17 protein-coding genes and 3 pseudogenes are annotated in these 22254 nt (G+C 35.0%); 3 read left to right on the forward strand and 17 right to left on the reverse strand.

Features of this window, described 5'->3' with window-relative positions; genetic code table 11:
• Positions 1–86: 86 nt before the first annotated feature.
• From ACYVEC_RS17190 to ACYVEC_RS17210, 5 genes are all read right to left on the reverse strand, one after another.
• Complete coding sequence (locus ACYVEC_RS17190; RefSeq protein WP_336448255.1) at positions 87–644, reverse strand: YdcF family protein; 558 nt, start codon at positions 642–644, stop codon at positions 87–89.
• A gap of 63 nt (positions 645–707) precedes the next feature.
• On the reverse strand, positions 708–1937 hold the full coding sequence (locus ACYVEC_RS17195) for an MFS transporter (protein WP_063223442.1): 1230 nt from the start codon (positions 1935–1937) through the stop codon (positions 708–710).
• A gap of 1 nt (position 1938) precedes the next feature.
• The gene (locus tag ACYVEC_RS17200) at positions 1939–2475 is read right to left on the reverse strand and encodes an NADPH-dependent FMN reductase (protein WP_016088035.1); all 537 of its coding nucleotides are present in this window, start codon (positions 2473–2475) and stop codon (positions 1939–1941) included.
• Between the two features lie 146 nt (positions 2476–2621).
• A complete protein-coding gene (locus ACYVEC_RS17205) occupies positions 2622–3776 on the reverse strand; it encodes a CgeB family protein (RefSeq protein WP_063223443.1) in 1155 nt (384 codons plus the stop codon).
• 34 nt (positions 3777–3810) lie between these two features.
• Positions 3811–5031, reverse strand: coding sequence for a tetratricopeptide repeat-containing glycosyltransferase (locus ACYVEC_RS17210; protein ID WP_060630698.1), 1221 nt, complete (start codon positions 5029–5031; stop codon positions 3811–3813).
• Positions 5032–5157: 126 nt separating this feature from the next.
• On the opposite strand from ACYVEC_RS17210, the pseudogene ACYVEC_RS17215 reads away from it, so the two are divergent.
• Positions 5158–5325: pseudogene (locus ACYVEC_RS17215) on the forward strand (DUF2711 family protein); the annotation flags it as partial.
• Between the two features lie 86 nt (positions 5326–5411).
• Here the strand turns inward: ACYVEC_RS17215 and gnd are convergent.
• The 7 genes and pseudogenes from gnd to ACYVEC_RS17250 form a co-directional block, all read right to left on the reverse strand.
• Positions 5412–6308 carry a phosphogluconate dehydrogenase (NAD(+)-dependent, decarboxylating) gene (gene gnd / locus ACYVEC_RS17220; protein ID WP_063223444.1) on the reverse strand — a complete coding sequence of 299 codons (897 nt, stop codon included), beginning with the start codon at positions 6306–6308 and terminating at the stop codon, positions 5412–5414.
• Between the two features lie 18 nt (positions 6309–6326).
• Entirely contained in the window at positions 6327–7676 is a 1350-nt protein-coding gene (locus tag ACYVEC_RS17225) for a GntP family permease (protein WP_063223445.1), read from the reverse strand.
• Between the two features lie 14 nt (positions 7677–7690).
• The gene (gntK, locus tag ACYVEC_RS17230) at positions 7691–9229 is read right to left on the reverse strand and encodes a gluconokinase (protein WP_063223446.1); all 1539 of its coding nucleotides are present in this window, start codon (positions 9227–9229) and stop codon (positions 7691–7693) included.
• A gap of 428 nt (positions 9230–9657) precedes the next feature.
• Positions 9658–10990, reverse strand: a pseudogene (locus tag ACYVEC_RS17235) (erythromycin esterase family protein).
• A gap of 403 nt (positions 10991–11393) precedes the next feature.
• Positions 11394–12695, reverse strand: coding sequence for an RNA-guided endonuclease TnpB family protein (locus tag ACYVEC_RS17240; RefSeq protein WP_199677602.1), 1302 nt, complete (start codon positions 12693–12695; stop codon positions 11394–11396).
• 38 nt (positions 12696–12733) lie between these two features.
• A pseudogene (locus ACYVEC_RS17245) lies at positions 12734–12812 on the reverse strand (IS200/IS605 family transposase); the annotation flags it as partial.
• A 240-nt stretch (positions 12813–13052) separates the two neighbouring features.
• On the reverse strand, positions 13053–14210 hold the full coding sequence (locus ACYVEC_RS17250) for a serine hydrolase domain-containing protein (RefSeq protein ID WP_063223333.1): 1158 nt from the start codon (positions 14208–14210) through the stop codon (positions 13053–13055).
• Between the two features lie 650 nt (positions 14211–14860).
• Here ACYVEC_RS17250 and ACYVEC_RS17255 point away from each other — a divergent pair.
• Both ACYVEC_RS17255 and ACYVEC_RS17260 read left to right on the forward strand, forming a co-directional pair.
• Positions 14861–15763 carry an ABC transporter permease subunit gene (locus ACYVEC_RS17255; RefSeq protein WP_460507447.1) on the forward strand — a complete coding sequence of 301 codons (903 nt, stop codon included), beginning with the start codon at positions 14861–14863 and terminating at the stop codon, positions 15761–15763.
• Positions 15760–16779: an ABC transporter permease gene (locus ACYVEC_RS17260; RefSeq protein ID WP_063223329.1), complete on the forward strand. Its 1020-nt coding sequence runs from the start codon at positions 15760–15762 to the stop codon at positions 16777–16779. Before ACYVEC_RS17255 ends, ACYVEC_RS17260 begins: the two co-directional genes overlap by 4 nt.
• 151 nt (positions 16780–16930) lie before the next feature.
• On the opposite strand, the gene adhP is transcribed toward ACYVEC_RS17260, so the two are convergent.
• The 5 genes from adhP to ACYVEC_RS17285 form a co-directional block, all read right to left on the reverse strand.
• Positions 16931–17968 (reverse strand): alcohol dehydrogenase AdhP, encoded by a 1038-nt coding sequence (adhP, locus tag ACYVEC_RS17265; RefSeq protein ID WP_063223328.1) that lies wholly within the window; start codon positions 17966–17968, stop codon positions 16931–16933.
• Positions 17969–18282: 314 nt separating this feature from the next.
• On the reverse strand, positions 18283–19137 hold the full coding sequence (locus ACYVEC_RS17270) for a MurR/RpiR family transcriptional regulator (protein ID WP_063223327.1): 855 nt from the start codon (positions 19135–19137) through the stop codon (positions 18283–18285).
• Between the two features lie 211 nt (positions 19138–19348).
• Positions 19349–19984, reverse strand: coding sequence for a response regulator (locus tag ACYVEC_RS17275; RefSeq protein WP_063223326.1), 636 nt, complete (start codon positions 19982–19984; stop codon positions 19349–19351).
• Positions 19985–19998: 14 nt separating this feature from the next.
• A complete protein-coding gene (locus ACYVEC_RS17280) occupies positions 19999–21117 on the reverse strand; it encodes a GAF domain-containing sensor histidine kinase (protein WP_063223325.1) in 1119 nt (372 codons plus the stop codon).
• A 159-nt stretch (positions 21118–21276) separates the two neighbouring features.
• Positions 21277–22170 carry a mechanosensitive ion channel family protein gene (locus tag ACYVEC_RS17285; protein WP_063223324.1) on the reverse strand — a complete coding sequence of 298 codons (894 nt, stop codon included), beginning with the start codon at positions 22168–22170 and terminating at the stop codon, positions 21277–21279.
• Between the last annotated feature and the right edge of the window lie 84 nt (positions 22171–22254).

The following is a 22254-nucleotide window of genomic DNA, read 5'->3' on the forward strand; positions in this document are numbered from 1 at the left end:
TCATTGTTTCCTTTATTTTGATGGAATATGGAATTCATTTCAAATGATACGCATTATTCTACAAAAAAAGAGCTCACATTTGAGCTCTAACGGTCTAACAATATTGTTTTTATTATAGCAGCATATTCACGCACATACATTTTTCTCTTAGAACGCATTGGTGTTTCAGCAGCTAGTGCCTCCATCTTCATACCTAAACGCTTTGCAATTATTTTCGTTCTATATAAATGATACGTATTACTTACAACTACCGCATGTTTCACATCATATAAATCCATACTAAACTTTAAATTTTCATACGTATTTGTAGAGCTGTCTTCTATTAAAATACGACTCTCATCTATACCATGTGCTATTAAATAGTTTCTCATACTGTGAGCTTCTGGTATATCTTCATCTTCCCCTTGACCGCCTGAAACAATTACTTTTACATCAGGATGAGAATATAAATATTCCAGCGCTACATCTAAACGATTTCGAAGAGATAAAGACGGTCTATCTCCAAATAACTTTGCACCCAGTATAAGAACGTACGGAGAGTCATGGCTCAACTTTTCACGAGCAACTTTCTTCATTCGAAACGTCATATAAATAATGTATATTGGTGGTAATAATAAGATGATAAGCAAGATCCATTTGTTCATAAATAAGTTTGCACTCCCTTTCTTTTTATTATATAGAAAAAGATAGGAAGGCAGAAGAACTTTTTATACGATTGATTTATTTGAAACGTTCGTCCCTACTTTACGTTGTGAAAGTACATAATAAATAGCGATTCCTAATGAAAAGATCAATATGCAGCTTAATACGTAAAAAGGGAGCATTACCCCAGCTTTAGATACACCAGCTGTAAACAGCATTAATAATACAATTCGTATTCCTGTACCAATTAATCGAAATAAGCTGTCTACGCGTCCCATTACTTCGTTTGGAATTTCCTCCATCATCAATACATTTCTCGCCACTCTTGTCCCCGCATTTCCAATCGCATGTAAAATCGCAAGTCCATATAACAAAATTACGGAAGGTTCAATAATCATTACGGTAATTGAAATTACATAAATGAACATCGTCATAACGATTGAAACTTCTGTTTTCACATATTTCATTATAAGTGGAATACAGATCCCTGCAACAACCGCTCCGACACCGTACATCATGCCCTCTATTGCATATACAGAGGCATTGGCTTTGAGTATATCCGAAATATAAACTGGTATTAAATAATTTGCCATCATGACACCGATAAACGGCATATAAGTGGCCAGTAAGAACCAAAAGAGCTTGGGACGTTTTTTCATAAAGTGAATTCCTTCGAACAATTGCTTCTTAAATGTTACTTTCTTTTTTACTTCCTTTTTCTTTACGTATGGTATACATAAGAACAGGAAAAGTGCTCCTACAAAAGTAAACATATCTACTAACAAAATCCACTTCAAAGACACAATTTCAATTAGGAAGCTCGCGGCTGCTCCAGAAATAACTTGTGTTAACTGTCCTTGTATTTCCATCGTCCCACTTAAACTTTTATAATGTTCTGCTTGAAAAATTTCTTGGTTAAATGCAAAAATTGTAGGATAAAATAACAAATAGTAAAAAGACCCTGCTATATAAATAAGAATATAGTGAATAGAATGATAGGATTGCCCCGCAAATCCCCATATAACCATTATTCCGATTACGGCTATCCCGATTCCTTCGTTACATAACAATAAAGATTTTCTTGAGAAGCGATCAATACTTTGCCCGATAAATGGCGTTAATAAAAACATAATCAGAGTTGAGATGATGGAAACATAGCCAAACGTTGTCTCCCCGCCACTTTCTTTAATTAACAACCATGGAATCGTTATCATTACAATTCCGGAACCAATAGCTGATAGACTATTGGCCCCCAGAATGAAATACAAGCGTGAATCTTTATATAGAGATGACATATCACTCAACTCCTAGTTGCTTTTTCACCTCTTTATATACACTCATATATGCTTTTAATTCTTTAACTAAATCATGAATTAATGGTTTTGCATCTTCTCCGAGTTCACCGTCTTGTACATGAAGTCCATCAAGCACCACTTGTTTTGGTATTGCATTCGCATATACCCCTCTAGCAACAGTGCGCATACTGTTTAATGCGTTAATTCCACCTTTACCGCCTCCTGCAACCGCAAGTAATGCGACAGGTTTATGAACAAATTCACTACTACTTAAGTAATCTAATGAATTTTTCAGCGCGCCGCTCATCGCATTATGATATTCTGGTGTACATAATACTACCCCATCAGCAGCTTTCACTAACGCCTTTAATTTTTTTACCGCTTCTAATTCGCGTTGTGATTCTTCCCCGTTATATAACGGTAACTCTTCTATCGCTAAATCATATAATTCCCCTTCAAATTGATCTGCAATATATTTTGCTACCACGCGAGTTCTACCGAATTTTCTTGGTGTACCGTTAATAACAACTAGTTTCATCATTATTTCTCCCCTTTGTTTTCAAGTTACACTTATATATTATCAGAAATTTCTATACAAAACACAATATAAAGAGGGAACTATCTTGATAAAATAGTATGATAGAAGAAAAAAAGAACTCATACGAAAGTATGAGTTCTTCACAATTACTTTTTCTCCCCTTTAGGACTCAGTATGCCTATACTACCTTTAGCTTCAAAATGGTTATACGCTTTTTCTGCTAATTTGATACGTTCTTCTGGTAAGGCTACATATTTCATTATATTGTCTATCATTTTTTCGTACGAAGTAAATACAATTCCTGGCCACTCTATCTCGTCTTCGGGATTACTATTTTCCGAAATAATAAACTTCTTATTTGCCACTGCATAAGAAACACGTGGTGTCTCAAGAATTCCTGATAAGTAAAAATGAATATTTAAAATAATTTTAGACCTAGCAATTAGCTCATTTCTAGCAATTCCCCAAGCATTATTTTTAAAAACAATATTTAAATTGGGTGCAACTGCTTTTAATTGATCCAAAATAGCTTGCCGCCTCGGATTAAGAGCACCTATAAACAGTATATCAATGTCTTCCGTAATCTCATCTTCAAATGCATCTTTTTTTATTTCTAAAGTTGGTGCATAGTTCATTCCTACATGTTTTATTTCTTTTCCTACTCCCTTTTGTTTTAACCATTCTATATTTTGTTTACTATAATCCCAAATTTCTTTATCTTTTAATAACATTAAATAAAGTGGGTGCGCATAAGGGCTTCCTTCATATAGCTGTTCTAGATTATAAATAATTGCATTTTTCGGAAGTAGATTCGGGTTATGTGCATATGTATGCGCTCCAAAAACAATTGTATTTTTTACATTTTCTAGTATTGTTTCTGATATGATTGCTGTATTTCCCTCCTGCTCTAATCGCCATTTCAAAGCTCGCGCGACATCTATGAAGCTCCCATACGTCTTTGGGCATATAAACAGACAATAATCATATCCTTTATTCAAATATGCTTCCATTAACCTTAAATTATTTTTATATAAATCCACATCCGGATATTTCAGTAAAAGCTCATTTGCATGTTTTTTTGCTACTCTATATAATCCAGCATAATAAGCAGCAATGCACCTTCTTAATTCAATTCTTTGCCGATGCTCATCTGCTACGTCCATGTCTAAAAGAAGATTTGCGATACAATACGCTTTTAAATGATCACGATCATAATAGTAATCTAGTAGTGGCATCAATTCTTCATACGTATTTCCATGCACCGATTCCCCTAGTTCTAGCGCCCATCGTATTAATTCCATGATTACTCCACTACTCCTTTAACCGAAATTGTATTTAATAAAATTTCGCATTACTTTCCACCATATTTGCTATATGCAATGGTAACTCTTCTTTTTTCGATTCTAAATATTTTTGTGATACTGCACCTAAATGTTTTTTATGTGGTATATAAAAAGCATTTATAGAAATCTCATAATCAAATAAGTAATCATACACATGATAATCTACAAATAGAAGATCATCTTTCGGAAAAGGCACTTCCTTTCCCTGCAGGGCATACATCAAAGCAATATTGCTTTGAGATTTTAATCGATACATTCTTGCAAGTTGATATAACGGCTCAGCCCTAGTTGGTCTATATTCCCACGCCTTTTGAAAATAAAGAACAGCTAATGCTGTATATTGTTCTTCTTGCTTCTTAGCATTTTCTTTTTCATCCGCTTCTGTTACTTCATGTTGTTTATTGGCTGAACGGTTCGCTAATTGTTCATAACAAAATCCTATTCGCAATAACGAGTAGAATACCTCTTCAACCCATCCGCCTGCTTCCACTCGTTTTTTATACCATTTAATTGAATCTTCAAATTGACTTAAATGAAAATAAGTTTGGGCTAAATAAAATAAATATCTTATATGCAAGTCTGGCGTTGTTTCTGGGTCGTTTATTCCTTGTAACAGCAACCTCTCATCTCTTTCAAATTTATCAGCTTTACTACCGCCATCCCCAGGATCATTAACGACAAGCGTCTCTAGCCTAGCTACTCTCGTATTGTAATTCGCTCCAACTTTGGAACGATCTATATCCCAATACTCATGAGTAACACCGACAGATTTCCATGGTAAAGAAGCTTTTAAAAGCCGTGTAAGCCAATATTTAATATGAATATCATATTGCAGTGTAAGATAATGGTCTTCCGTTAAACTAGTCTTATCAAACTCAGGATCAACTTCTAATATCATATCTGCATCTAATATTAATAAATAGTCTGCTTCTGGATATGTTTTTTGTGCTAATGAAACAGCTAAACTTCTATTATAACCAAAGTTTTTAAATGGTTCATGATGAACTGTTCCAGGAATTTCATTTTCTTCACACCAATTTTCAATAATTTCAGGTGTATTATCAGTTGATCCAGTATCACAAATAGAAACAAAATCTACAATTGATTTTGTAGCATTTAAACATCTTTCCATAATTCTAGACTCGTTTTTAACAATCATACAAAGACATAATTTTTTTTCTTCTCCTACATTCTTCACTTGCTCATTTCCCATTTAACCACCTCATATTTTATTAACACGCTCTTTTCATATGTAACACCATTTCATAGCTACACTGATGACATAAGCATCCTTTTACTATTTATGAAAACTTCATTTTATTTATTCTTATTTTTATATTGGGACATTAGCTAGAATGAGTTAATTATTACTAACAAAAACAAGGATTAAGCATTTATGAGTATGTATGAATCCTTTACAACTTTATTATTAGTTAAAGACGAAAATATTAAATACATTGTTCAATCGATGAACGTTGAAGCTGTCATTTGTAATAAAAAACAATGACTGATTGCTATTTTAAAATTAGTGATTTCTTAAGCTATAAAAAAAGAAACTTGCGCTTATGCACAAGTTTCTTTTCAAAAACATCCTTATTTTTTTACAACTTCATGTCCGCCGAACTGATTACGTAGTGCTGAAACTACTTTTCCATGGAATGTATCATCTTCTTGAGAACGGTAGCGCATAAATAGTGACATCGCGATTACCGGTGCCGCTGCTTGAAGTTCAAGTGCCGTTTCAACAGTCCATTTCCCTTCTCCTGAAGAGTTCATTACACCTTTAATGCCATCTAGTTTCGGATCTTCTGCAAATGCTTTTTCAGTTAAGTCCATTAACCAGCCACGGATAACTGATCCGTTCGCCCATACTTTTGCAACATCTTCATAATTGAAATCAAAATCACTTTTATCTAACACTTCAAAGCCTTCAGCGATTGCTTGCATCATGCCGTACTCAATACCGTTATGTACCATTTTTAAGAAATGCCCACTACCAACGCGGCCTACATAAGAATACCCATTTTCTACCGCTAAATCTTTAAATAAAGGTTCTAATTGATCATAAATTTCTTTTTCTCCACCAACCATTAAGCAAGCACCGTATCTCGCTCCTTCTACACCACCAGATGTTCCGATATCTACGTAATGTAAACCAAAGCTTTTCGCTTCTTCTGCACGGCGTAACGTATCTTTATAGAATGAATTTCCGCCTTCAATAACGATATCGCCTTCCTCTAATAATGGATATACATCTTTTAGTACTGACTCTACAACTTCTCCAGCAGGTACCATTACCCAAATTGTACGAGGAGCTTCTAGTTCAGCAATCATTTCTTTTAATGTATGACGTGCAGTAATTCCTAGTTTTCCTGCCTTTTCAACAAGCTCTTTATTTACGTCATATACAACTACTTCATGCTTGTCTTCATATAAATGTTCCGCTAATGGGAATCCCATTTTTCCTAATCCAATTAAACCTAGTTTCATATTAATCAATCTCCCATTCTATACAAATATATTTAATAACGAAATTAGTCCAAGTGCTACAACAGATAGTATCGTCTCCATTGCAGTCCATGTTAATAATGTTTCTTTCACTGTCATTCCAAAATACTCTTTAATCATCCAAAATCCAGAATCATTTACATGTGATAAAATTAATGACCCAGCACCTGTTGCAAGTGCTAGTAGTTCAACATTTACACCTGGTGTACTTGCCGCAATCGGTGCAACAATTCCAGCAGCTGTCATCATTGAAACAGTAGCTGATCCAGTTGCAATTCGGATAAGTGCCGCAATTCCCCAGCCTAATAATATTGGTGAAATGTGAGATTCTTTCGCCATTTCTGCGATTGTCGTTCCAATTCCAGAATCTAATAATACTTTATTAAATGCTCCGCCTGCACCAATAACTAACAGTATGTTCGCAATTGGGCCTAAGCAATCATTTGTAAATTGTAACACTTTATCTTTTGAGAAACCTTTTGCATAACCAAGACTAAAGAAAGAATATATCGTTGCAATTAATAATGCAACTATTGGATCTCCAATAAAGTGCAATACTTGTGCAAGTTGACTTGTTTTGCTTAGCGCTACTTCCGCTATTGATGCACCTAGCATAAGAAATACTGGAAGTAAAATAGTAAACAATGTATTTCCGAAACTAGGAAGTTCCTTCTTCTTATCTCTTTCAATAAATTGCTCCGCTATATCTAATGGTACTTCTTTATGTATACGAGCACCGATCCATTTTCCATAAAGCGGACCTGAAATAATTGCAGTTGGAAGTCCGACAATTAATGCATATAAAATTGTCTTCCCTACATCTGCTTTAAAAATACCTACCGCTGCCATCGCTGCTGGATGCGGCGGAACGAGTCCGTGTACAACAGATAGCCCTGCTACAAGCGGGATACCGATTGTAATAAGTGATACCCCAGTTTCTAACGCAATTGTAAATACTAATGGAATTAATAGTACAAATCCAACTTGGAAAAACACTGGAATTCCCACTAAAAATGCAACGAACATCATTGCCCAGTGAACACGTTTCTTCCCAAAACGATCAATCAATGTATTAGCAATTCGTTCAGCACCGCCAGATTCAGCCATCATTTTTCCAAGCATCGTTCCTAGTGCTAAAACTATCGCTAAAAACCCTAACGTATTACCAAGCCCTAATTTAATAGAATCAATAATCCCTGGATCTTTTGGTGAAGTTCCAATCAATGGCATTCCCATTGCCAGCCCTACACCGATTGCTGTTAAAATTAATGCGACAAACGGATGCCATTTTACTACCGTAATAAGTAAAAGTAGTATGACAACTGCCGCTAGTACGATCCCAACTACCATTTCTCCCAATCCCCCTATTGTTTACGTTGGAAAGCAGCTATACAATCAAATTCTTCTTTCAGACGATTGTAAAGTCGTTCATACATATAAAACATTTCTAAATAAATAGCCGTATTTTCTTTATTCGGTACATGGTGATGGACAATATCAATCCAATCCTTTACCTCTTCAAGAGAATCGATTTTTCCTACAGCATATAAAGCAACTGCCGCTGCCCCAAGCGCAGATGCTTCATGACTTTCAGGAACAAGCAATTCTTTTCCCATCATATCGGATAACATTTGTCTCCAAAATGGAGATTTCGCAAATCCTCCTGAAACGCGTATTTCAGTAAGTGGTCCGGTACAATCCCTGATTGCGAGCGCTACTGAATATACACTCATACAAACGCCTTCCATGACTGCACGTATAAAATGTTCTCGTTTATGCTGAAGGTTTATTCCGAAGAATGTACCACGAGCATTTGCATTCCAGTAAGGTGCACGTTCACCAGATAAGAAAGGCAAGAACAGTAATCCATCAGCTCCAGCCGGTACACTTTCCGCATACTTAATTAATAAATCATACGGATCAATCCCAAGCTTCCTTGCTACTTCTTGCTCCGGACTACCAAATTCATCACGTAACCATCTCAATAATATTCCGCCGTTATTCGTTGGTCCGCCGATCACCCAATGCTCGTCTGTTAATGCATAACAAAACGTTCTTCCTTTTTCATCTGTATTAACACTTGATGAAATCGTTCGAACTGCACCACTTGTTCCAATCGTAATTGCAGCTGAGCCAGGCGATATTGCACCAACGCCTACATTCGCAAGAACTCCATCACTTGCACCAATAACAACTGGAGTATCTTTACGAATCCCCATCTTTTGTGCTAATTCCGGTTTCATACCCGATAAAATATATGTAGTTGGTACTGGAGTTGATAATTGTTCTGTAGAAATATTTAACATTCCCAACACATCAACATCCCAATTTAACGTTTCTAAATTGAATAACCCTGTAGCAGAAGCAATGGAATAATCAACTACGTAGCGTGAAAATAATTGGTAAATAACATACTCTTTAATAGAAATAAATTTATAAGCACTTTTATATAATTCTGGTTCCTCTTCTTTCATCCATAACAACTTAGATAGTGGAGACATTGGATGAATTGGTGTACCTGTACGTTTATAAATTTCATGTCCATTCATATGTTGTAATAATTTTTCTGCTTGTTTCGTACTACGATTATCTGCCCAAATAATAGAGCGCGTTAACGGCGCACCATTTTCATCTACTGCAATTAATGCGTGCATTGCTGTACTAATACCGATTGAAGAAATATCTTCTGGTAATACATTACCCTTTTCGATGGCAACGCTTACAGTTTTATAGACAGCGGCACATATTACATCCGGATCTTGCTCAGCCCATCCGACGTTCGGTTGAATAATTGGATAATCAACTGCATGTGATGCAACGACTTTTCCTTTTTCTGTGAACACAACCGTTTTTGTACTTGTGGTACCGATATCAATCCCGATTACTCTCCCCCTTGTTTCCATACGAATCTTCCCTTCGTTTCTAGCAAAATACGATCTAGTAAACCGTTTACATGAATCAGTATATAAAATATTTTTTCTTTAATCAAGTTTTAAAAAGAAAATTTTTTTCATAACGAAAAATAAATCCCCTAATTCCATTTCATTTACATACTATATGTAGCTTTTCCGTCCGGTAAAATTGCATCATATTCGTTTCGCAACACACTCTTTTTCTAGTTTTTGGGTAACTAGTTCTTTAGCTTGATGGGTATGTGGTTCGTTGTACAAAACTAACATTTTTAGTAAGATTTCATAAGGTATTAGGAGATAAAAAGTTTTAAATTCCTTAACCAAATTGTTGTAATAGATCAGATACAAAAACGCCATCCTTTCCTATGATTCTATAGAAAGAATAGCGTATTTTTTCATTAAGGTATATTATTCTAAATTTATTGATGTAGTTGAGATGGACTCACTTTTTGAATTTGAACAAGTATATCAAACGCTTTACCTAATGATATATCAACAGTTTTGGGTATATGAGGCCCTTCGTTAGTTACTCCAGCGAAAATTGGATTTTGTTCGTTTAACCAAGTTTTTGTCACGCCGTTTGCCTTACGTAAATCAATAAAAAATTGATCTTTTTTAACTTGTCCAAAGATGTAGTTATAACTGTTTGGATCATCCGATTTTAATATTCCATATGGGCCAAATTCACCATCGCTATTCTTGACATTGTATTGTCCTTCATAAACTGACGTTCCAATAGATACGTACTGTTTTCCATAATACTCCGCTAAATGCTGCCCAGCTACTTTAGGGTATATAAAAGGAAGCATATTTGTTTTCGAAACGTGTCCATTATGTCCCCAGACAATGGTTTTTCCTAAATGTTCTTCAGTCCACTTCGCATTTTCATACATTGCAATATCATGTTTCAAATATAAATCCGATGGTTTATCAGGAGGTGACGTTAACATTGTAGTAAACTGTTCAATAATACGAGCATTTTGTTTTATCCATGCGAACTCTTTAGATTTCCCATTTAAATAACTTTTATTTTCCTCTAATAAAGCACTAATTTGTTTAGCATCTGAAATATACTTTTCTTTTTCTTCTTTCGTAAGGCTTTCAAAAGTACTCATATCCTTTGTTACAGGAATAAGACCTTTTATCTTCTCTTCTACCCTCGGCACAAGTTTTGAATTGGTTCTTTTAACATATTCTATTATATTATTATAAACATTCTCGTTTACTGATTGAATGTCCATCCCGATGATACGCACTTTAGATTTATGTTTTGGATTAGCATTATATTGCCGAATCCAATCAAGTAAATCTAACATTTCTTTCGTCTTAAATACAGGTGATAGATGTTGGCTTGGATTTCCCTTACCAGTAAGAACATATCGATCAAGTTCTAAAGCTCTGTCCCACCCCTCTTCTAAAACTAGGTTGGTATAGCCCTTTTCAGATACTAAATAATTCACAATACGGTTTTTCATCGTAAAAAACTTCATGAGCCCCATGCGTAGCTTCACCTAAACCTACAATTGAAGCTGAACCTACCATATTCTTAAGTGGTTTTAAATCATTAAAAGATGCATTTGGATTCGTTGTTTTTAAAGGCTTCGCGTGCATTTCTAACCATTCCGCTATTTGATTTTTATTGTAGGGAGCTGTAACAGAAACTCCTGTTTTCGAGTCTGCATAAGTACTTCCTACAAAATTAGTCAGTATTATAGCAGAAACACCAAGTGCAGTAATCATTTTCTTTTTCATAAAACCCTCCTGAAATATTTACTTAAAACGATAGCGTTCTTTTATACTTAATTACGAGTATTAAATTTTTTTAGAGTAAGTTGTTTTTTGCACCAAAATGGTATATTTTAAACTGTCAACTACCCCCACTGAGATAAAGCCTTTCAGTGGGGGCTTGAGTTAGAACGCTAGGTCTTTTCGGTCTATCGCTAGACAGTTTGACGCTCTAGCATTCATGCCACCTTATGGTAACACCCCAAGTAAGTTTTTGGTTGGTACTGGCAACGAACGATCGTTTTCCCACTTGCACCACCCTTCCGAAAAAGAGCAGTTCTTCCTTGTGGAAGAAGCCACCACTCAGATTAACCTGGCGTGTGCTACAAGCCCCGACAAGTCGAGTACACATGGATGGTTGACGCACCTACTAAGCTATGCGCGAAGCAACAGCCTTACGTTTTTGCACTTCTAATAGAATTGGCGTTTTCACTCTAAGATTGTCATCCCATTCTACAACTCTTGATTTTTGCAATGTATTCAATGCACCATTAATATCAGCGTGGATGCATGTTCCTGCTTTACTTTGGTACAGACCACGCGTAATTCGTTTGCCACTAAAGCGATAATGAGTTCTATCATCCTTAGACCAAACTGGAACCGGATCTTTATCAAGAAAACTAGCTTTTGAAGTATAGCTTTCTTCTTGTTTTAAAAATCGGATACCTTCTTTTATACATTTATTCTCAATCGCTGCCATCAGTTTATGGAATGGGATTTGAACAAATGTTTGATTATTCTTTTTCCCCATATCAGATTTTTGTTTCCAGCCAGCGTTATACCCTACGACAACCGTATCTATGCCAAATGCTTTCACTTTTTGGAACAACAAGCCTACCGTTTGTGAAATGTAACCATTTATTTTTCTTTCTCGTTTATGCCAAAGTGCAGCGATTTTATTCGTTACAACGCGTTTGGAAAGTCCATTTTCTATATTTTTCAGCTGGAGATTACGTATCATTTTGTTGAAGTACTGGTTAATGGATTTTAGTTTTTTTCCATCAATTAAAAATGCATCACCTGTATTGGTTGCGCAACTTACTAATCTATCTACACCTAAATCGCAACTCAAAGCGTTACTCGTAGTCGTGGATTGCTTCTTCATTTGAGAAACGTGCATTTCATATGTGTAATGCACCTCAAAGAACCGACCTTTTTGCTTCGGTACAATCTCAATGTAGGAGATTTTTTTATTCCTTAAGTTTTTAGGCATACGTATTTGAATAGAACCGAATTTTTTTCTGAATGCAACGTTCATCGGAATGATCCAATACCCGTTATCATCTACTTTTGGCACCTGATAGATTTCAATGATTCGTTTGTCAGTGGAACGAGAATAATTTGGAAACTTCGGACGCCCTGTGAACTTCCCAGGATTTTTCTTCCACTGTTCCAACGCTTTAAAAAAGCTCTTCACTTCTGTAAATAGAGCTCTACGAATCGCTTGAACAGAGTTTGATTGCATGCCCCAGTAGTTCATATCGGCTTGCATAGCAGTGTCCACTGCTTTTACAGTAGCCATCTTGTTATTGTTCAAGTAACTTTGTTTTATCGTGTACAATCCAACATTTCGCAATGCTTTTGAACTATGTGACATGCGTTGCAGTAAGCGGAATTCTTTAGCTGTGAGACAAGCTCGTCCGATATTCTGTTTCTGCGTGAATCGTTGCATGGTTTCTCTTTTCCTTTGTTTACGTAATACTTTCACTGATTTTTGTAACTGTTAACTACTTTTGACAAATCAATATTTAGAACGGAACAAAATGTGAACATGGTCTTCATCGTAATTCCTTTTGGTTCAAGCAGCCAAATGATTATGATTATCATTATTCAATTTCGTTGTCCTACGATATATTCCCTCCTTATCTAGGGCAGATTATATCGTAAGACAAAAGAAACAAAATTGTTTCGTCTATCTGCTGACGGCAATTCATCTCCCCCTGAATTGTTGGGCTTCACCCGTAACACAAATCAGATGGAGTCTTCTTGCCGAAAAGGATAAAACTATGACAAAACTTCTCCTTTTTGCCTACTTCCTAAATTCAGCAAGTAAAATACTTTTAAAAGGATCAGGATTACTAAAGTTAAAGCTGTTCAAATTGACGGCCAATGTATGCTTGCCTCCAAGTGTTCCACCAACAAAAGTGGAAAACCCTAGAACACTACCTCTATGTCCCCATACCGAGACACCGTTCGGAAGCTTAAATTCAACGATTCCAAGACCATACCCCGCTCCTTCTCTATCTGTAGAAACTGTAGTAAGCATTTGATTTAGCTGCTGTTCCTTCAGCAATTTACCACTGAGTAAGTATGAGAAGAATTTATTTAAATCGTCAGCAGTAGAAATCATATCTCCATCCGAGCTACCTGGGTTAATATACGTAACGTCTTTTAGCTCACTTGCTCCGTCTAGTTGGATATAGCCACGGGCATGCTTGGTGCCTGGAATCACGCTTGAATTACCAGGTAGAAATGTATTTGACAAATCAAGCGGTTCAATAATCCGATTTTCAACCTCTTCCGCGTAGCTGTTGCCAGTTACTTTTTCAATAAGGATCCCCAGTAATACGTATCCTGTGTTTGAATAAGACCAACCCTTTCCTGGGGCAAAGTCTGGGGGGAGTGAAATCCCCATCTTTACAAATTCTTCAGCCGTATACGATTTTTTTGTATCCATAATATCGAAGTCTTTTGAATTTATATAGTCAGCAATACCACTTGTATGATTCAATATTTGCCGGATCGTAATCTGGTTACCATCATATCCGTTTCCTTGAATGACACCAGGCAACCATTTTTCAATGGAGTCGTCTAGATTCAAACGATTCTCTCCAGATAATTGAAGTAGAACTGTTGCAATGAACGTTTTCGTTACACTGCCAATACGAAAGCGAAAATCTGCTTTCATTGGTTTCTTGGTTCTCACATCCGCTACCCCAGCGGTATAACTCCAAGTTTTACCACCCTTAGAAATGTTAGCGAGTATTCCCGGGTATCCAAGTTGTAGTGCATCCCGTATTGCTTTCTTAACGGAAGTACGATCGCTTTGCGTACTTGTTTGTAACGAACTAGATACATTTTGCGTGGGTTCTGCTTTTACAATTGAGTTTGGTGTTATATATAACAGGGAACTTCCAGCTATTAAAAGTGCTAGACTTGCACATGTAATTTTACTGCGTGTTTTCATAAAGCATTCCTCTCCCCTATTTAAATTGTATTGATGGTTGATAGGTATGTCATATGCTAACCACATAGCTATCAACTCTCCCAATGATAAAAGTCAACACTGAATTTGCAATCATCTATAGGTCAATTATTTCTACAAGCAACTCTCTGACCTAATAAATGATTAATCCCTCTTCTTCAGATGTCTGTTAACTTCTATAATTTCTTCTTTTCTTCCATAGAGTTTTATTAATTTGTTTTTATAAAAATATATAGTAACTATTCCCCCTCTCGTTCTTCTCTATATTTTGATCATACACATTGAAAATCTCTTTTTTCTTACTCCTTTCTTACAAATTCCTTACGTTCAAAACTACTTCTATATTTCGGTGGTTTTTATTTTAAGAAAACTTAGTTCTATTAACTTAATAGCAATGGAATAGCACCAAATGCCAATCAACTGAAGAAAAGTAAATGCCTCGAAAATGGAAATACTGCGCATTTTTCTTAATAGACATAGGAATCGGCTCCTTGCTATAACCTTTTAACCATATAAATTTATGTTACGTATTATAATTATAAAACTTAATTAATTTCTTATTTTTCAGAAAAATAAAAACAATAACAAGGAATTTATTGTATAATGTTGTAAAAAGATGTCGGAGGGATTTAATGTTAAATATAATATCTCAATTCACAATAAAGCTTTCATCGATTCTCTTATCACTCTTATTATTATTAAATTTACCTTATTTATTTATCACTCAAAATGGATTTACCTTTCAACCAATTCTTTTTTTTAATCAGATTGTTACTATGTTAAAAGATGTTTTCTCCCCTGAATCATTAGTGGTTATAGGATCAGACCCGAAATTTGGTAGTTTCAAAAAAACACCCTTATTCCCAACTGTTTTAGAACCTTACCTATATTCATTTACTGTATTATTTTTAGCCTTTTTACTTGCGCTCTTTCTATCATCTAGCATGGCATTTTTTTATTTTTTAGCAAAAGATTATATAAAAAAATGGATAAACCGAATTGTGTTCATATTAGAAGCTGTCCCTGATATGATGATGATGATTTGTTTGCAAATATTTTTCATATGGGTACTTAAGAAATTTGGGGAATCTCCTGTCACCATTATTTCTTTTAATGAAAATCGAGCTTATTTACTCCCTATTTTATCTTTAGCAGTCTTACCTACATTACAAATGTTTCGGATGATGGTGTTATACATAAAAGAAGAACATGGAAAAGATTATGTAGAGGTTGCCTATGGAAAAGGCCTTTCATCAAGTTATATACTATGCATTCATTTATTCAAAAATATATCTATCCACTTCTTCCACCATTTAAAAACGATTTTTGTTTTCTTACTTTCTAATTTATTCATATTAGAATTTGTTTTTAATATGGAAGGCATTATTCAATTTTTATTTAATAAGGAGTTTGTTTCACCTCCAGCTGCATTTATCATACTTGTTATGATTATTGTACCGTTTTATGCCATTTTCCAAATAATCTCATTCATGATGAGTAGATGGCAAAAGCAATTGAAAGGAGTAGCATTATGAAATCTATTTGGAAATCAAAACGCTTTTTAGTCGGCTTTACTTATCTATTCATACTTATTTCAGCTAGTTTTATTTATAGTTGGTTCTTTAAAGATAACATCCCAAAACCTCCTCAGTTACTTTACAATGACAATAACGAATTACTTGGAAAGGCTCCCTTTCCGCCATCGTTAATTCCGCCTTTTGGATCTGATCGTTTTGGAGAGTCTGTTTTCTTACAAATTGTAGAAGGAGCAAAATTCACTATTTTATTAGCCGTCGCAATTAGCTTCTTTCGAATTTTATGTGGAACATGTATAGGAATCCTCTTAAGTTTATTTGCTCCAAAACTCAAGAGATTTTTCCAGGCATGCTCAGAAGTTTTTTATTATATTCCAACTCTATTTATCGCATTCATACTCATCACGCCCGTTAATATTGTAATCATATCAAATGCTGATGGGTTAGATCCAAATATTTCATTTACGTTTTATCAAGTACTCGTACTTATTTTCGTCGCTCTGCCTACACTTTCTTTATATATATCCTCAGAGGTTGATGAATTTATGAAACGAGATTACATCTTAAGTTCAAAATTACTGGGTGCTAGCCGTTTTCATATTATCAAAAAACACTTACGAGTCTTATTACTTGACCGCTTATTTGTATTATTTATGGAACATATCGTCCAAACACTCATACTCGTTATCCATTTAGCGTTGCTTAACATTGTAATTGGCGGGATACAAATGCGTGAACTCTATGACGGAGTGCTTAAACCTGTTTCTCTATCTAATGATTGGGCAGGCCTTATTGGATTAAATCGTAATGAAATGAATCTTTCATGGTGGATTATTTTTTATACTCTCTCTTCATTCTTTATTACGATTCTATTTATTAAGCTTATGACAATCGGGATTCAAGATACACTGAAAGCAAGAGATTCGCAAACTGTAGCAATTCAATCCGTTCCAGATCAAAAGAAATTTGTTAAACATAAAGATTCTTTTTCGTTTGCAAATAAAGTGAACCTTTAATCATGTCTCATTAATCAAGTATGAATTGACATTGATATCAGTAGAATATAAAAAAGATGATCCCTATTGAATACAGGGATCATCTTTTTTATGCAGTCTAACTTTTTTACATGTACTTTGTTAGACTCATACTTTTTATATTTAAAGTGAATTATTTGCAATCACAATTATGCTGTTTAAAATCTATTACCATACGCCCTTGAATTCTACCTTGTTCCATTTCTTCGAATACATTTTGAACTTTATCTAAAGAACAAGTTTGAACAACCGGCACTACTTTCCCTTCTGCCCCGAACATAAATGCCTCTTCTAGATCCTTACGAGTACCGACTAGAGAGCCAACCACTTCAATTCCGTCTAGTACAAGACGCGGAATGTTCAAATCCATAGTTTCTACTGGTAAACCTACTGCAACGACTTTACCACAAGCACGTACTGCGTCAACTGCTGAATTGAAGGCTACTTTTGAAACAGCTGTTACTACAGCAGCATAAGCACCACCAAACTCCTCTTGAATAATCTTATCAGCAGGACCTTGAGAAATTGGATTGATAGTCATATCAGCACCAACCTCTTTTGCTAAGGCTAGTTTATCATCATTAATATCTACTGCGATTACCTTTGCACCAAATACATTTTTAGCATATTGGATAGCTAAGTTACCTAATCCACCACAACCATAGATTACGATAGGTTGACCAGGTTTAATATCTGATACTTTTATTGCTTTATATGTAGTTACGCCCGCACATGTGATTGATGATGCTTGAGCAGGATCTAATCCTTCTGGTACTTTCACCGCATAATCAGCTGTAACAATACATTGCTCAGCCATACCACCATCTACTGAATAACCAGCATTCTTAACTTCGCGGCAAAATGTTTCTCTACCAGTCACGCAATACTCACAACGTCCACAAGATTGGAACATCCATGCAATACTTACACGGTCTCCTATCTTTAGTGAAGTAACATCATCAGCGATTTCCGTCACAATACCTACACCCTCATGACCAAGAATACGGCCATCTGTGTTTCCAAAATCATGATTTGCAACGTGTAAATCAGTATGACAAACCCCACAATACTCTACATCTACTAGTGCTTCACCTGAGTGTAACGGGCGTAATTCCTTTTCAATAACTTCAATATTTGCTTTTCTATTTTTATTAACTGCTACTGCTTTCATATGTGATCTCCCCTTTAGTGTTTTAGAATTTTTTATGAGTTCATCTCACAACTTCTGTCTTCACTAGTTTGGCTAATCATCGTGCCAAATTTAAGTGTTCAATCATCATTACATGTTTATCATAACATGACACTTCATAAACAAATTGTGAAATTATGAACAATGTTTGAATTATTGCATAAGTCGGTTTTTATTTTATATTTTTAAAAATGAGAGTCTATCACTGCCTATAAGTAAGTCACATATTTCTACAAGAAAATAAATCAGCAAACTATTTACCAATAAAAAAAAGCCCTTCATTTGAAGAGCTTTTTTTATATTCGTTTCATCGAAATTGTTTCACGTATACTTTGTAAATTTTGCAATGTTTCTTCTTGGCGTTGTAACGATAAACCAACGTATAAAGTATCTAACAAACTTAACTGTGCTAATCTTGATGAACTTGCTTCTGTGCGGAATTCTGTCTCACGTGTTGAAGTATAGAGCGTTATATCAGCAAGTTGACTTAATGCCGATTTCTGATAGCTCGTAATCGCAATAATTTTAGCTCCTCTTGCTCTCGCTATTTCTAATGCTTCAAGTAATCCTTTATTGCTACCAGAATGAGAAATAGCGATAACAACTGAATTTTCCGAGAGTAAACCTGCTCCCATAATTTGAAAATGCGAATCAGTATGAGCGATACATGAAATACCCGTTCTCATAAACTTATGATACGCATCCATCGCAATAATACCAGAGCCACCATTTCCATAAAACTCGATTCGATTTGCTTCTTGCAAAGCTTTTACAGCTTGCTCTAATGCTGTGTCATTTAACAAATGTAATGTATCTTGCAGTCCTGTAATATGCGAATGAAAAACTTTTTTAGCAACAGTTACCATACTATCTTCTGCTGATACTTCTTCATGAATATTTTGCATCGGTGTATGTACAATTTCACGAGCTAATGTAATCTTTAAATCTTGAAATCCTTGCAAACCAAGGTGTTTACATAAGCGGAATATCGTAGCTTCGGAACTATTCGTAACTTCTGCTAATTCAGTAATAGATTTATGTACAACATCTTGTGGATGTTTCAAAATATGTTCGGCAATACTTCGCAATTTCGGTGACAAACCGTTTAACGAAGCCTGAATTTTTCCAATCCCACTTCTTGTTCCAGGCATAGCATATCGTCCCCTTCCATCGTAGCTTTATCCCGTAAAAACCCAATTGGTGTGAGCTAATAATTAGCGGGAATAGACCCTCCACTAATTAAAGTTTCACTTTATTGTACCTAATTATTGAAAGAAGAAAAACCTTTATTCAGCTTTACAATAAACTTTTAATTGTTCCTATGTATTCTTTCATAATATGTGACACAATTATTCACACTTATTATTTCTCCCCGTGTTTCACTGCGTACAATGCAGCTTGCGTACGATCATCTACTTCCAATTTAGCTAAAACATTTGAAACATGTGTTTTCACAGTTTGTTCTGTAATATGAAGCTCTGCTGCAATTTCCTTATTACTTCTTCCTTTCGCAATTTCACGAAGTACCTCTTGCTCTCTTTTCGTTAACATCGAAAAATGGTTTTCTTTTTCCTTCTTAACTGCTGACCGTCCTAATAGTGCTGGTGTTACTTTCGGATGAAAATTCGTATTTCCTTGGTGTACTGCAATAATAGAAGCAACAAGTTGTTCAGGTTGCACTTCTTTTAATTGATAACCATCTGCTCCAGCTTCTAGTGCTGGTAAAACATAATCTTGCTCTGAAAAACTACTTAATATAAGTATCTTTATTGTTTCATCATATTGTTTTATTCGTTTTGTTGCTTCAATACCATCCATCTTCGGCATTGATAGATCCATTAATACTACATCTGGTCTTTCCGTTCGGACAAATGTTAATGCCTCTTCACCATTTTCTGCTTCCCCAACTATTTCAAATTCTTCTCTCGTTTTCAAAAAGAATACAAGTCCTCTTCGAACGATATGATGATCCTCAACTAGTAGTAATTTAATTTTCAACCTTCTTCTCCCCTTCAAACCGGCAATTGAATTTCAATTTTCGTACCCTTTTTCAGCTCAGTTTTTATTTGAAATGATCCCCTCATTAACTGAATACGTTCCTTCATACTTTTTAAGCCGAGCGCTGACTCTCTTACGTGATCTTGTATAAATCCTATTCCGTTATCCTCTATGTAAAAATACAGCTGATTATTTTCTATTTTCAAAAGAACATTTACCTTTTCACATGAAGCATGTTTTTTACAATTATGTATTGCTTCTTGACTAATACGCCATAAAACTTCTTCTATTTCATCTCCAATTGAAACCATTCCATCAATTCGAACTTCCACGTGAACCCCTAACAACTTTCCGTAATTTTTAATTGCTTCTGCTAAACCTTTCTCTAATCCTTCCGGTCTTAATTGCCAAATCAAAAGTGTCATCTCTTGTAATGCTTCCTGTGATAATTCTCCAATATAGCTCAACATCTCTTGCAAGTCTCTATCTTGTGTCATATTTAGAGTACCTTTTGCTGTTAGCATAATAGAAAATAACAATTGTTTTACTGAATCATGTAAATCACGTGCAAGTCGATTTCTTTCAGCTACCACTACGTATTTACGTTCTTTTTCCACTAACTGAATACGTTGTATTGTCGTTCCTATTTGAAATGCAATCGATTCTAATAATGCTAATTCTTCCTCTGAAAAATGTGTTTTTTGAGGAGAGGCGACATTTAATAGACCAAACTTCTCCGATCCAGATCTAAGGGGAATTGTCGCATGATGCGTAACATCTTCGGTATCTCCCCAATTACATTCAATCGCATCCTCTATTCGCTTACATTCAATAATATTTGTCGCTTTTTCCAATCTGCCATTTACAAAACGCTCTACACACCAGCAGTCTCCTTCACACATCGGCTTTTTCTCTTGCCACGTAAGAGCTGGTGGTAAGTTTTGATCTACAAGCATACGGTGCTTTCCACTTTCATCAATAAAAAAGATCCACCCTGTTTGTAAATTCATAACTTGTAACAATGTATGTAACACTTTTTCTAACATGTCTTGTAAATCTGTTGCTTCATTTAATAATTCAGCAATTGCTTTTAATGCTTCTAAACGATGCATCTCTTTTTCTTCAAAGTTCATTTTCATCACCAACTACCATTATAACATTAAGAAATTTCTAAATTCTACAAATACAGAAAGAACTGAATTCCTTCAGCTCTTTCTTTATATCAAATCATTTTATTATTTTTATTCTATACAATGTTGGAAGCAGAATTTTTTTTAACAAACTGTTCTACTTTAGCTGTCCGATAAAGATTGCCCACTGTGGATATGCTGTAAACTTTCAGTAGTAACAACCATATTGGCTGCTGGCATTTGTACTTGATTCTTATGGAACATAGACATTAATTCAAATCTTACTTGTCTAGAAGTTTCAAAATAATCTTCTGGCTTTATTAAACCTGTAATACAAAATTCATATCCAACGTATTTCAGATTCGGGTTTAAATCTGTAACACCAACATATTTAAATGGTTCAACAGCTTCATCATCTACTTTATAAAGACTTGGAGCCAATTTTTCATTACAATTAACACAAACTTCTTCTAACAATTCCTTTACTCTTGTAGGATCTTCCTGATAACTTACCGTAATCCGTTCAATTACTCGCATCCAGCCTTTATTAAAATTTTGTATCGTTCTAATCTCTCCATGTGGTATGGTAAGGAGTTTTCCTGACCATTCACGAATTTGCATAAAACGAATACTAATTTCCTCAATCGTTCCTGAGTTTGTTCCGTTAAAAGTAACAAAATCGCCAACACGAAACTCTTTGTCCGCTAATCTCGCAAAGCCTAATATAACATCTTTCAACATCTGTTGTGCAGCAAAACCGATAACAACCCCCGCTATCCCTGCACCTGCAATGATACTTTTTATATCTACAAATTGGCTAATTAAATATATGATTAGACTGATGATAATAATATATCTAAAAATAGATCGAATCACACTTTGAATCGTTTGCTCTACCTCTTCATCAAAAAAGCTTGATTTCCTAAAAAACCAATCAATAATGCGGTTTATTACAAAAGAAATAATGATCAGAACTAAAGCAAATAGTAAAAATCTTAAAAGCAAAAACTCCCGTACATAATTAAAAAATTCTTCAGTATACGTTAATAAACTCATCCATCCACTTCCTTAACTAATAAAAATTTCATACAAAACTGATTTATTGTAATACTTTTTGATTTCCTTAAGACTTGTTACACA

The organism is Bacillus sp. MN7755 (genome assembly GCF_054771475.1).